Source organism: candidate division WOR-3 bacterium (genome assembly GCA_039801245.1).
Classification (GTDB): Bacteria; Hydrothermota; Tepidihabitantia; order Tepidihabitantales; family Tepidihabitantaceae; genus JAOABP01.
Genome location: JBDRUF010000001.1, coordinates 1 through 13,493 on the forward strand (window position 1 = coordinate 1; position 13,493 = coordinate 13,493).

The 13,493-nt window shown below is 50.2% G+C and carries 13 protein-coding genes; all 13 read left to right on the forward strand.

Annotated features, from left to right (window positions below; translation table 11 throughout):
- The coding region (locus ABIK47_00005; GenBank protein MEO0019012.1) for an isoaspartyl peptidase/L-asparaginase at positions 1-648 on the forward strand (648 nt) is incomplete at its 5' end.
- A gap of 218 nt (positions 649-866) precedes the next feature.
- Positions 867-3,533 carry a BamA/TamA family outer membrane protein gene (locus tag ABIK47_00010; GenBank protein MEO0019013.1) on the forward strand — a complete coding sequence of 889 codons (2,667 nt, stop codon included), beginning with the start codon at positions 867-869 and terminating at the stop codon, positions 3,531-3,533.
- Between the two features lie 11 nt (positions 3,534-3,544).
- Positions 3,545-4,819 (forward strand): hypothetical protein, encoded by a 1,275-nt coding sequence (locus ABIK47_00015; GenBank protein MEO0019014.1) that lies wholly within the window; start codon positions 3,545-3,547, stop codon positions 4,817-4,819.
- Between the two features lie 106 nt (positions 4,820-4,925).
- Positions 4,926-5,711 (forward strand): cobalamin biosynthesis protein CbiA, encoded by a 786-nt coding sequence (locus tag ABIK47_00020; protein ID MEO0019015.1) that lies wholly within the window; start codon positions 4,926-4,928, stop codon positions 5,709-5,711.
- Between the two features lie 9 nt (positions 5,712-5,720).
- Complete coding sequence (locus ABIK47_00025; protein ID MEO0019016.1) at positions 5,721-5,963, forward strand: 4Fe-4S binding protein; 243 nt, start codon at positions 5,721-5,723, stop codon at positions 5,961-5,963.
- Positions 5,963-7,024 (forward strand): 3-methyl-2-oxobutanoate dehydrogenase subunit VorB, encoded by a 1,062-nt coding sequence (locus ABIK47_00030; GenBank protein MEO0019017.1) that lies wholly within the window; start codon positions 5,963-5,965, stop codon positions 7,022-7,024. The genes ABIK47_00025 and ABIK47_00030 overlap by 1 nt, the downstream gene beginning before the upstream one ends.
- On the forward strand, positions 7,021-7,782 hold the full coding sequence (locus ABIK47_00035) for a thiamine pyrophosphate-dependent enzyme (protein ID MEO0019018.1): 762 nt from the start codon (positions 7,021-7,023) through the stop codon (positions 7,780-7,782). The genes ABIK47_00030 and ABIK47_00035 overlap by 4 nt, the downstream gene beginning before the upstream one ends.
- On the forward strand, positions 7,772-8,326 hold the full coding sequence (locus ABIK47_00040) for a 2-oxoacid:acceptor oxidoreductase family protein (protein ID MEO0019019.1): 555 nt from the start codon (positions 7,772-7,774) through the stop codon (positions 8,324-8,326). Before ABIK47_00035 ends, ABIK47_00040 begins: the two co-directional genes overlap by 11 nt.
- A 458-nt stretch (positions 8,327-8,784) precedes the next feature.
- Positions 8,785-9,345: a nucleotide exchange factor GrpE gene (locus ABIK47_00045; GenBank protein ID MEO0019020.1), complete on the forward strand. Its 561-nt coding sequence runs from the start codon at positions 8,785-8,787 to the stop codon at positions 9,343-9,345.
- 65 nt (positions 9,346-9,410) lie between these two features.
- Entirely contained in the window at positions 9,411-11,297 is a 1,887-nt protein-coding gene (dnaK, locus tag ABIK47_00050; GenBank protein ID MEO0019021.1) for a molecular chaperone DnaK, read from the forward strand.
- Between the two features lie 76 nt (positions 11,298-11,373).
- Positions 11,374-12,516, forward strand: coding sequence for a molecular chaperone DnaJ (gene dnaJ, locus ABIK47_00055; GenBank protein ID MEO0019022.1), 1,143 nt, complete (start codon positions 11,374-11,376; stop codon positions 12,514-12,516).
- Entirely contained in the window at positions 12,516-13,238 is a 723-nt protein-coding gene (locus ABIK47_00060; GenBank protein ID MEO0019023.1) for a 16S rRNA (uracil(1498)-N(3))-methyltransferase, read from the forward strand. The genes dnaJ and ABIK47_00060 overlap by 1 nt, the downstream gene beginning before the upstream one ends.
- 30 nt (positions 13,239-13,268) lie before the next feature.
- Entirely contained in the window at positions 13,269-13,463 is a 195-nt protein-coding gene (gene rpsU / locus ABIK47_00065) for a 30S ribosomal protein S21 (protein MEO0019024.1), read from the forward strand.
- Positions 13,464-13,493 lie beyond the last annotated feature (30 nt).

The following is a 13,493-nucleotide window of genomic DNA, read 5'->3' on the forward strand; positions in this document are numbered from 1 at the left end:
TTTGGGGCTGTATGTTGCATCCGAAATGTAAAAAATCCTATTTTGGTTGCGGAAAAAGTGATGACCGAGACCGACCACTTGATACTTGGGGGCGAGGGTGCGCAACTCTTTGCTCGGAGGATGGGTTTTGAGGAATATGACTGCGTTACCGAGAAAGCCCGGGCAAGGCTGGAAGAGGTAAAAAGGGAGGGTTCGCCATTTTTCCCGAAACTAAATCGTGCTCTCGGAATGATAGAGGAAAAGATGGGAACGGTAGGGGCGGTGGCAATAGACCGTAATGGACACCTTGCTGCAGCAACATCAAGTGGTGGAATTGCAGGTAGAATGACAGGGAGAGTAGGGGACTCCTGTTTACCTGGGTGCGGGACATATGCCTCTGCATATGGCGCGGTTTCCTGTACCGGACACGGTGAGGGGATAATCAAACTGTTTTTAGCAAAAGATATTGTTGAGCGGATGAAGACATTGCCCGCACCAACCGCATTGACCTTGGCCCTCTCCGAGGCGAAAAGGAAAAAGGTCTTATGCGGAGCTGTGGGCTTTGATGCCCGTGGTGGCATCTGTTACGGTCATACAACACCAGATATGGCTTGGGGTTATAAAGTGGCGGACCGGCTGTTTTTATTTACCGATAACAAAAGGAAGTAGAAGAAGCTGGGTGAGGAGATCGTAAGGATTTGCAGCTCTAAAGATATATGATAATCTTTAAACTCGTCATCCACCTTCCATCTTCCTTCCTCCGTGGGTTTTTATTTATTTTTATAGTTTTGGCCGATATTTCCTTAGGACAGTTTTCTTATTTTGGCAAAAACAAAGTCCAAACCAGGGACTATCAGTTTTTTTCTTACGATACAGAACATTTTAAGGTGCTTTACTATCCTGGGGGGGAAGCGGTAGCCGAATTTGCCGCAGATGCTCTTGAGCGGTTTTATGAGAAGAACAAAGAGGACCTTAATATGGAACTGGAAGGGAAGACCCCCGTAATAATCTATCTTTCGCCAAGTCAATTCCAGGAGACCAATGTCATCACCGACCTGATTGAAGAGGGGGTTGGCGGCTTTGCTGAGTTGATTAAGAATCGGATTGTTGTTCCGTTCAATGGTTCATATAATGACCTCTACCATATTATCGGTCACGAACTTACCCATATTTTTGAGTTTCAGATGTTTTACCGGTCAAGGTTGTCTGCGCTCTTGGGCGCGATCGGTGAGTTTCAGGTTCCACTCTGGGTCATTGAAGGCTTTGCCGAGTTCCAGAGCGGTTGGGTAACGGTCCGTTCAGAAATTTTCATGCGCGATTTGGTGTTAAACAATCGTTTAGTTTCGCTCACCGACCTGAATGACAACTACGGTTATCTTGCCTATCGCGAGGGTGAATCCTTCTTTAATTATGTGGCAGAGCGTTATGGTCCCAAGAAGGTTTATGAGTTTATGAATACCCTGAGGGCAAAACGCAACCTTGAGGCAACATTTCAGGCGGTTTTCGGTATGAGTCAGAAGAGAATTGGTGAAGAATGGGAAAAATGGTTAAGGCTAAAATACCTCCCTCAAATTACCAAGATGCCAAACTTTGAAACGGTAGCGCAAAAACTCACTGACCACACTCAGGACGGCTCAATATACAACACCGCGCCCGCCATCTCGCCATCGGGAACAAAGATTGCTATGATTTCCGACCGGAGCGAATATGTTGACTGCTACCTGATATCGGCACTATCCGGAAATCTCCTGAAAAGGGTGGTACGTGGAGCCAGATCAGGTGGATTTGAAGGTTTACATCTTCTGCGACCGGGAATAACCTGGTCACCAGATGAAAGGTCTATTGCGCTCGTTACCACCACTGCCGGGCGGGACAACATTGCTTTGATCGATATCAACACCGGCAGGGTTAGGCGCAGAATTTTTGCCAATCTTGATGCCATCTATAGCCCGAAGTTCTCTCCTGACGGTAATAAACTGGTATTCGTCGGCTTGAAAAACGGCTACAGTGATATCTACATTATTGGGCTTGATGAGAAAGAGCCAAGGCGGCTAACCTATGACATCTATGAGGAACGGGACCCTGACTTTTCTCCTACCGGCGAATCAATTGTTTTTGTCTCTGACCGACCCAACCCTGGCGAGGAATGGGTTCCTGGTAACTACGCCGTGTTTTTACGAGATGAGAAAGGGGAGATTCAACCTCTTTCTGAGCGGGGACAGTTCTTTGGCTATCCGGTATGGGCTCACTCAGGTTCGCATATTTTCTGGGTTTGCGCGGACTCCCATTCCCAGAACATTGCCGTATATTCTCTCGAGGAACAAAGAATAGTTCACCGTACCGATTTTCTTGGTGAGGTTTCCCATCTGAGCCTTTCAAAGGATGACAAAAAACTTGCCTTTGCCTATTTTAACAATGTTGGCTGGGATGTGGCGGTGGTTTTTAACCCTTTGGAAAAGATTCCTTTAGACACGATGGCGCGTCCGTTGGCGATGGATACCATTCCGTTCAACAGGGCAGGTCTGGACATTGAAAGGGTGAAACCGGTTGGTTTTGCCCTTTCCCTTGATTATGTTGCCGGTGCAGCATCGTATTCGCCTGGAGCCGCTGGTTTTGCCGGCACGGTTGATATTGCCTTTTCCGACATTATGGGCAACCACCGGTTTGAGGTTTATACCGACCTTTATGGCAACATCCTCAACTCCAATGCAATCTTTCTCTACTGGCTGCTCCCCTACCGGATTGACTACGGCTTTGCCCTTTTCCAACTTTACGGCATTCCGTTTTACCATCCTGGGGAGATTCTCGCCCAGAGTATTGACCGCGGGGGAGAGGCGATTGTCAGTTATCCCTTTGATAAGTTCACCAGGGTTGAGGCAGGTTTGAGCGCAATTTCCAGTGAAATTGGCATCTATCTCTATGAGGGCGGTTGGTATCTTGCCGACCGTTATTTTGAGCACCTTTTTTACTCAAGCGGTGCCTTTGTTTTTGACAACACCTTCTGGCCTGACCAACTGGCACCGGTGCGGGGAACAAGATTAAGGCTTGAGGCGGGAAGTTCCTTTCTCTCCAGCCGCCAGTTTGAGATTGTTTACGCGGATGTCAGAAACTACCAGCGTCTGGGCAGGCGATTCGTTTTTGCCAGCCGGCTCCTTAATGCGGTCAACTTTGGCAATGTCAGCGGTTATTACATCGGCGGTGAATATGTTCGCGGTTATAATTGGGGTGAGTTTTATGATGAACAAGGGCAGGGCATCACCCTTTTTAATTTTGAACTCCGCTATCCCTTTATTGACCAGTTAAAGATTGCCTTTCCTTTGCCATTAAATATTCAGGGTCTCAGGGGTGTTTTATTTCTTGACGGTGGTATGGTCTGGCGTGAGGGGATGAGCATCTGGAATGGTCAGCAGTTTGACGCCCTAAAACTTGGTGCGGGTGCAGGCTTAAGGATTCCCTTTACCTTCTTTACCATCAAACTTGACTTTGCCAAACCACTATCGGTAACCCAGGACCGGTCCTGGAAGGTCATATTTGAATTGGGCTATGACTTCTGACGCAGTGCAAAATGCAAAGTGCAAAATGTAAAAATCAAAATTTTGCATTGTTAGTTTTCCATTTTGCCTTTTGCGTCGCATTCTGCATAATAGCCCCCTCTTGTGCGCTTCCAGCGCGGCTTTCACATAAGCCAATAGAGCAAAACCTTGAGCCGCAGGAGGTTCTGAGAAGGCTATCGGAGTTAAAGTCATTCAGGTTTTATCTGCAATACTTTACCGATGTGCCGGTGAGAATCAGGGCGCAGTTTTCCGGCATTTTCAATCAACCTGACATTGAATCCTGGGATGGTTTCTATGTTAAAAATGGTAAAAAGGTTAGGGCGGTTTTGCGGGCAAGGGCAGATGTTCAGATGCAACTCAGTGATGCCGGCTGGCAGACCCAGCCAAGGGGTCTGGAGACAATGATAGTGAAACAGATTGAGCAGGTTCTCACAGGAGCCAAGCTTGAGTTCTTGCAGGAGGAAAAGGGGCGGGTTCTTTATCAGTTTGAGCCGCAAATGAGTCTGATTGACCCATTAAGGGTGAAAAGGCTTAAGGGCGTCGTTGAACTGGACGGGGTTTCTGGTCTGCCGGTCAGGCTCTTTTGTTTTGATGAGAATGGCGCTGCTAAATGGGAGGTTCGGATTGACCGTTATAATCGCGCGGGCAGGGTGGAAATGCCCTTTGTGCCGGTGATGAGGCTGAGCCTTGTGCCTCAGAGTCGTTCCTTGCTAAAGGGGCAAAGGCAAGAGGTGATGAGGATTCTTAAGGAGCGGTTTAAAGATTTTGGTCTTGAGCATCGGCTGAAATGGATGGGTTCAGCGCTTAGCCTTGAGATTGACCGGGCAATGACCATTCAGGCATTAAGGCTCTTGACATCGAAGGGCAGGATTGAAATCTATCAAGGGTCCTGGGTAAGGCAAGGTCAAGATTCCTCAATCTATCCTGTGGTGCCGGTTGCCGGTGATGCCGCAAGGATGATTCACCTTGATACCCTTCTTGCCGATAACAGTTTGATAGATGCCGAGGTTGATTGCACCCTGCCGGTCCAGCCAAAACTGATAATCAAACTACAAAACACGGACGAGGGAAGACGGGAGACGGAGGTCATCGGTCTTCGCTCCTCGCTCCTCGGTCAGTTTGCGCTTGTTGTTGATGGCGCGGTTGTGGATGTTACTGAAGAGATTACTGAGAATAGATTGGTTTTTGCTGATTTGGGGAACGAGGAGACTGTGCGTATCCTTGCTGCCCTTGCAAACAATCCGCCCTTGCCGGTTGATTTAGGGTTGGTTGTTAAAGAGAGATAATTACCAAAGAATGCGGGAAAGCATTTCGAGCGATTGTTCCGATGCATTTTTTCAAGTTATCTGCCGATGTTGACCTATAATAGATTGTTGGTAAAATTTTTTCTTCATGCCCAGCGACATTAAAGTGAATAATCCGGTTGAAAAAAGGGCGCTTAAGCGCTGGTTTAATGCGGATGGGTTTTTGTCCAGTCTGCGCCGGGTGAACATCTTTTGTGGCGGCTACGGCTCGGGCAAAAGCGAGATAGCGGTCAATTTTGCCATCAGCCTCAGGGAAGAGGGGAAAGGGGTAAGTATCGCTGACCTTGATGTTGTTAACCCCTATTTCCGCTCCCGGGAGGCGCGCAAACTCCTGGAGGGTTTGGGCATCAATGTTTTGGTCCCGCCTGAGGAGGTGATGGCGAGCGATTTGCCGATGTTGCAGCCAGAGATAAAAGGTGCGCTTTTTGCCGGTGAAGGTTTTGTTGTGCTTGACCTTGGTGGTGACCCGGTGGGCGCGCGGGTGATGGCAACCATTGCCTCTGGCATAGAGCCCTTTGATTTTAACTGCTTTTTTGTCCTAAACTCAAGGCGACCCTTTACCCGCACGGTGAAAGAGGTTGTTGAGTTGATAAAGGAGATTGAGAACTCTTCGGGTCTGCAGATTACCCATATTGTTGTCAATTCCCATCTGATTGAGGAAACAACTTCCCTTGTGATTGAAGAGGGAATTGAACTTGCCGAGATGGTCGGTGTCAAGACCGCCAAACCGATTGGGTTTGTTGCGCTGGAACAAAGGGTGCTTGAAGATTTTGCCTTTGAAATGTGCCCTTACCCGGTTTTGGTGATTGAGCGGCTGCTCTTGAAGCCCTGGGAAAAGGGTGAGGGATTGGGACCGCAGCGGTTCAGGATTTAAGGAGCGCAAGTGGCAAAAAAGGCAAAGGTAACGATTGACAGAAACCGGTGCAAGGGGTGTGAGTTGTGTGTCAACTACTGCCCGAAACAGGTCCTGGCGATGTCAAAGGAGATTAATGACAAGGGCTACTTCTTTGCCCAGGTGGTTAATCAGGATGCCTGTATCGCCTGCAGGTTCTGCGGGATGATGTGTCCCGACTGTGCGATTGAGATTGCGGTTGATGAGCCTGAGGCGCAGGAGGTTAAGGGGTAATGGCTAAGATTCTGATGAAGGGTAATGAGGCGATTGCCGAGTCGGCAATAAGGGCGGGTGGTCTTTGCTATTTTGGCTATCCCATCACCCCGCAGTCCGAAATTGCCGAGTATCTGGCGCACCGGATGCCTGAGGTTGGGGGTGTTTTTCTCCAGATTGAGAGTGAGGTGGCGGTTGCCAATTGCCTTTATGGTGCTGCTGGCGCTGGTGCCCGTGCCTGGACATCATCATCAAGCCCGGGAATAAGTCTGATGATGGAGGGCGTTTCCTATATTGCCGCATCAGAACTGCCCTGTGTGATTGTCAATATTGTCCGTTGCGGTCCTGGTCTTGGTGGGATTCTGCCATCACAGGGTGACTATTTCCAGGCGGTTAAGGGTGGTGGTCATGGCGATTACCGCTGCCTGGTGTTGGCACCATCATCGGTCCAGGAGGCGGTTGATTTGATGCCACTTGCCTTTGACCGGGCAGACAGGTATCGGAACCCGGTTATCGTTATCGGCGATGGGATGATTGGTCAGATGATGGAGCCGGTTGAGTTCAAGGAGCAAAATTTTCCACCGCTGCCGCCAAAGGACTGGGCAACAACCGGCTGCAAGGGGAGAAGGCCGAATGTTATCAACTCACTCTACCTTGACCCGGTGATTGAGGAGAAACTCAACTTCAAACTGGCGGCAAAGTATGAGGAGATGAAGAAAAAGGAAATCAGGTTTGAGGAGTATCGGACCGACCGTGATATGGACTGCCTTCTTGTTGCTTACGGCACCACCGCTCGGGTGTGCAAGACCGCTATTCAGCGCCTTGATGAGGAGAAAATCAGGGTTGGGCTTTTGCGTCCGATTACCCTTTTCCCGTTTCCTGAGGATAAGGTTTTTGAACTCTCCGAGAGGGCAGGGTTTGTGATGAGTATCGAGATGAGCACCGGTCAGATGGTTGAGGATGTGAGGCTTGCGGTTGGCAGGACAAAGCCGGTCTATTTCTTTGGCAGGGCAGGTGGAATGGTCCCAAGTCCAGAGGAGGTTATGGAGGCGGTAAAAAGCCATCTTGGAGGCAAGAGATGAGGGTGATATTTAAACGCCCGGAATCTTTAACACCCACCCCGACCCATTACTGCCCTGGCTGCACCCATGGCATCATCCACCGCTTGATTGCTGAGGTGATTGATGAGTTGAATTTAAGGGAAAGGGCAGTGGGAATTGCACCGGTTGGCTGTTCGGTCCTTGCCTTTAACTACTTCAACTTTGACTTTCAGCAGGCGGCTCATGGCAGGGCGCCCGCGGTTGCAACCGGGATAAAAAGGGCAAGACCTGATTTGATTGTGTTTACCTATCAGGGTGATGGTGACCTTGCCTCAATCGGGATGAGCGAAATCATCCATGCGGCAAACCGCGGCGAGAAGTTCACGGTGGTTTTTATCAACAACGCCATCTATGGGATGACCGGCGGTCAGATGGCACCAACAACAATGCCCGGACAGGTTACAACCACATCACCAAGGGGAAGGGATGTTAATGATGTTGGCTATCCTGTCAGGATGTGCGAACTCATCTCCAGCCTGCGCACCCCCAGTTTTGTTGAGCGGGTTACGGTTCACAACCCCAAGGGTGTTACCAACGCCCGGCGCGCGCTCAAGCAGGCTTTTATTTATCAGAGGGACAATGTCTGCTTCACATTCGTTGAGTTCCTTTCAACCTGTCCGACAAACTGGGGTCTTGCACCGATTCAGGCGGCAAGGTGGCTGGAGGAGAATATGATTCCCTATTATCCGGTAAGGAACTTCAAGACACCGGAAAAACCAGAGGCAAAAGATGCAGATTGAGACGGTATTTGCCGGTTTTGGAGGACAGGGGGTGATGCTTGCCGGCAGGGTCCTGGCTGAGGTGGGGATGAAACTTGGCAAGGAGGTTGTCTGGCTTCCATCGTATGGACCGGAGATGAGGGGAGGGACAGCAAACTGTGTTGTCATCATCGCTGATGAGCCCATCGCATCACCGATTATCGCCCATCCGAGGGATGCTGTTGTTATGAACCGCCCCTCACTTGAGAAGTTCTGCCCGGCGCAGAAGCCAGGGGGATTTGCCATCGTCAACAGTTCACTGATAAACATCAGACCAGAAAGAAATGACCTTAAGGTTGTTGAGGTGCCGGCGAATGAGATAGCGATTGAGGCTGGGAGTGGCAGGGCGGCAAATATGGTGATGCTTGGTGCCTATGTTGGTGCCACCGGGATTGTGCCGCTTGAGGCGCTTCTTGAGCAGGTTAAGGAGGAGTTTGAAGCCAAAGCAAAACTGATACCATTAAACATCAAATGCGTTGAACAGGGCTTTAGAATCGGGCAGGAGGCTTTAAAAACCTCAAAATAGAAAAATCCATATAAATTACAACCAAGGATACCATATAGGATATTATTCGGTGACTCACTCAGGGATTTAGTCACCGAGTGACTCGGTATTTCACTTGGTAAGTGAATCAGGGTTTCAATCCTTGAGTCAACCCTTTATTCATTGGGTAAATCATTCTCTGTCTTATTCAGTGTTTGATACCCTGATTCTATCTCCCTGTAATTCAGAGAGTTAAATAGTGAATGATTCAGGGATTAAATTACCCTGTGATTCTGGGTGTGACTCAGGGGGTGACCCCCCGGGTCACCCCCTGAGTGATTCCCTGGGTGGTATCATATGCAATTAAGGGTTAAGAATGATTTAGACCGTTCATCAGCGCAGGGTATAAGAGATTGGCTGGGGAGCAGGTTAATGGTGAGCTCTTTTTCTATCACATTGATTTTGAATCGGATAGGTAAAAAGGAGAGTCTAATCTATTGATGTGTGAAGTTGAAAGACAACCTCTGGAAACAAAGGCCAAAAAGGGTCCGGTAACTTTGTTGACCGAAAGGGTGGCAGAGCTTGAGGCTGGTGTGAAGAGCCTGAAGAATGATTATCTGCGCGCTTTGGCAGATTTTGACAACTTTCGGAAGCGGACCGAGCGGGATATTGAGATGAAAAGGCAGGCGGGTGTGGAGGCGCTTTTTGCCGATTTGTTGCCGGTCCTTGATAATTTTGAACGGGCGCTTGGTGCACCGAGTGATAATATTGATGGTATTAAGAAGGGCATTGAGCTGATACATAAGGAGTTATGCGCGGTGCTCAAGAGGCACGGGCTTAATGAGTTTTCCTGTCAGGGTCAGGTTTTTGACCCGAAGCGGGCAGAGGCGATTGGCTTTGTTGAGTGCGAAGAAAAGGATGCCAATCTGGTGGTTGAGGAGTTGTGCAAGGGTTATGAGTTCTCGGGCAGGGTGATAAGACCGGCGCGGGTGAAGGTGGGGAGAGCCAAGTTAGAGTCGGGTGAGGATAAGGCAGGGAAAGAAGGGGAAATCGCCCAGTAGGTAAAAGGAGTCTAATAGGGTGATAAAGATTTGGAAATTCACCTTCTTTATGAAAGGAGGAAAATGTGAGTAAGGTTATTGGTATTGATCTGGGAACGACATTCTCCTGTGTGGCGGTGATGGAGCGTGGTCAGCCGGTTGTTATACCCAATCCTGAGGGTGGCAGGACCACGCCTTCGGTTGTTGCCTTGGGCAAGGAGCGGCTTGTTGGCACCCTTGCCAAGCGCCAGGCGGTGATTAATCCGGAGTCAACCATCTATTCAATCAAGCGTTTTATGGGCAGGCGGTATTCTGAGGTCAGTGAGGAGATTAAGCGGGTGCCCTTCCGGGTGGTTGAGTCGGCAAACGGTGATGCCTGGGTTGAGGTTGATGGCAAGCGCTATTCACCCCCTGAGATTTCCGCGATGATTCTCTCCTATCTGAAAAAGGCGGCAGAGGCATATTTAGGTGAGGCGGTGACCAAGGCGGTTATTACCGTTCCTGCCTATTTTAACGACTCCCAGCGTCAGGCAACCAAGGATGCCGGTAAGATTGCCGGGCTTGATGTGTTAAGAATCATCAATGAGCCCACCGCAGCCTCACTGGCTTATGGTCTGGACAAGAAGCGCTCAGAGCGGATTGCGGTGTACGACCTTGGCGGCGGCACATTTGACATCTCTATCCTTGAGATTGGTGAGGGTGTTTTTGAGGTGCGTTCAACCAATGGTGATACCCATTTGGGTGGGGATGATTTTGACCAGCGGGTGATGGACTGGATTATCAGCGAGTTCAGAAAGGAGCACGGGATAGACCTTTCCAAGGACAAGACCGCATTGCAGCGGATTAAGGAGGCGGCAGAGAAGGCGAAGTGTGAGCTTTCCACCTCTATGGAGACCACCATCAGTCTGCCGTTTATCTATGCCGATGAGAAAAGGGGCCCCCTCCACATTGACTATCGGCTGACAAGGGCAAAACTGGAGGCGCTGGTTGAGGACCTAATCCAGCGCACATTCGGGCCGGTCAAGCAGGCGCTTGAGGATGCCAAGCTGACACCAAGGGATATTGATGAGGTGATTTTGGTTGGCGGTCAGACGAGGATGCCGCGGGTTCAGCAGCTGGTGCGGGACTTCTTTGGCAAGGAGCCGCACAAAGGGATAAATCCAGATGAGGTGGTGGCGATAGGTGCGGCGATTCAGGGTGCGGTTCTTGCCGGTGAGGTCAAGGATGTGGTTCTTTTGGATGTGACACCGCTTTCACTTGGGATTGAGACTGCGGGCGGGGTATTTACCAAAATCATTGAGCGCAACACCACCATTCCCACAAGGAAGAGTCAGATTTTCACCACGGTTGAGGACAATCAGACCACCGTCCGGATACATGTGCTTCAGGGCGAGCGGGAGATGGCGGCAGACAATCGCACATTAGGGATGTTTGACCTGGTGGGAATCACACCGGCACCAAGAGGGATTCCCCAGATTGAGGTGACATTTGACATTGATGCCGATGGTATTCTCCATGTTACCGCCAAGGACAAGCTGACCGGGAAGGAGCAGAGCATCAGGATTACCGCATCATCCGGTCTTTCCAAAGAGGAGATTGACCGGATGGTGAGCGAGGCGCAGGCGCACGCTGCAGAGGACCGCAGGCGCAGGGAGCTTGTTGACAGCCGCAATCGTGCCGATACCATTATCTATCAAACTGAGCGCACCCTGAAGGATTTGGGTGAGCGGGTGCCGGCTGATGATAGAAGGCAGATTGAGGCGGCGATTGCTAAGTTAAAAGAGGTGATGAAGGGCGAGGACAAAGGTGCGATTGATGCGGCTATTGCTGATTTGCAGAGGGTGACCGCAAGTATGGGTGAGCGGCTTTATCGTCAGCAGGCAGGAGCTGGTGGTGAAGAGAAGGGTGGCTCAGGTCAGGATAAAAAGGTAGAGGCTGATTACACGGTAATTGACGACGAAGGTAAGAAATAAAAGGAGGCTGGTTTAGAACTGAAGGTTTTAAGGAGGTGTGTTCTTAAAGCCGATTGAAATGTCGGCTTAGTTAATAATGCCTCAGACAAAAAGGGACTATTATGAGGTCCTGGGCGTTTCCCGTAATGCCACACAGGAGGAGATAAAGAGCGCCTACCGCCGGCTCGCAAAAGAGTATCACCCTGACCGCAACCCGGAAAACAGAAAAGAGGCTGAGGAGAAGTTTAAGGAGCTCTCTGAGGCTTATGAGGTTCTGGCTGACCCAGAAAAGCGCCGGATTTATGACACCTATGGACATGAAGGGGTTTCTTCTCAGTTTGGTCCTGGTGGCTTTGATTTCCGGCGTCACTTTACCCACGAGGAGGACCTTGAGGATATCTTTGGTGATATCTTGCGCGGGTTTGGCGGGGGGGCAGGGAGCCTGTTTGATTTGCTCTTTGGTTCTGAAGAAAGAAGGGCAACCAGGCGCCAGACTCGGGGAAGGGATATTATCATCAGGATGCGTTTGAGCCTGGAGGAGATTGCGAGCGGTGTGACTAAAGAGGTAAGGTTTTCCCGTTACGAGGTGTGTCCTGACTGTCGGGGTGCTGGCGGCTCAGGTCGGGTTAATTGCGGGACTTGCGGTGGTACCGGCAGGATCAGGCGGCAGACCAGTTCGATATTCGGGCAGTTTGTTCAGGTATCAACCTGTCCAGATTGTGGGGGGACTGGTGAACGGGTGAAAAGTTTGTGCCCGCGCTGCAATGGGGAAGGCAGGATAAGGCAGAGTAGAACCTTAAAGGTAAGAATTCCCGCTGGAGTAATGCCAGGAATGCCGATTGTCCTTCACAATGAAGGGCATTGGGGTCCGGGTGGGAGTGGTGATGTGGTGATAGAGGTGGAGGAGAAGGAGCATCCGCTTTTTGTTCGGGATGGGGACAATGTGATTGTGGAGGTGCCGATTTCAATTCCGGTTGCGGTGTTGGGAGGTAGGATTAGGGTGCCAACATTGAACGGGATTAAAGAGGTGGAGATACCGGCAGGGACAAATTCAGGGACAGTTTTTAGGTTGCGGGGACAGGGGATAAAGAGGATGGAGGGTGGTAGCGGTGACCTGTTGGTGAGGGTGGTGGTTCATATCCCCAAACATCTCAGCCAGAAGGAGCGGGCGCTTTACAAGCAACTGACTGAGATTCAGTCAGAACCGGTGCCCGAGCCAAGAAAGCCTGTGGGTTCATAATGGAGTATTTCTATCTTCAAGAGGTGAGTTTTGAAAAAGGGGAGGCGGTGATCACTGGACAGGAGGCAAGGCATATCGCCAAGGTTTTACGACATAAACCCGGTGACGAGATTTTTGGCACAAATGGTAGAGGGGATGAGTTCAGGATGGTAATTAAGGGTATCAAACCGGACAGGGTTTTGGTGCAGGTGCTCGAGAGAAGAAATGGGCAAAGGGAACCGGCACATAGGTTGACACTGGCTCCAGCGGTTTTGAAAGGGGATAAACTTAGTTTCGTGGTTGAGGCGGTGACTGAATTAGGGGTTAGTGAAATAGTTCCCTTTTTCAGTTCACGGGTGATTGGCAGGATGGGCGAGAGGAAGTTGCAGCGGCTTCGGACGGTAGCAATAAGCGGGATGAAGACCGCCTTAAGGACATTTCTGCCCGAGGTAAGACCGGCAGTTGAGTTTGAATCCCTTGTCAGGAGATTTAAGGATTTTGACAGGGTTCTTGTTGCCTATGAAGAGGAGCATGCCACAAGTTTAACGGCGGTTTTAGATTCTAAGGTCAAGTCGCTCCTTTTGGTTATCGGTCCTGAAGGTGGGTTTACAGAGGAAGAGGTGACTGGTATGCGGGAGGCAGGGGCAGCCCTTTTCACCCTTGGTCCAAGGAGACTTCGGGCTGAGACCGCAGCGGTTGCGGCAACGGCACTATGTCTGGGGCTTTTGGGTGATTTAAAATGATGAGCCTAAAGAAAGGAGGTGGAGCGTTTAATGGTAAGTATTACCGTAAGAGAGGGCGAGCCGTATGAGAGTTTTATCAGGCGGTTTCGCCGGGCGTGTGAACAGGCCGGGATCCTGCGCGAATTCAAACGCCGGGAGTATTATGAGAAGCCCAGCGAGCGGCGTAAGCGCAAGATGGCTGAGGCGAGACGCCGGCTCTATCGTAAGCAGATGAGCGAAAGATAAATTATAAGATGTTCGGTAAAGAGGTTGCTG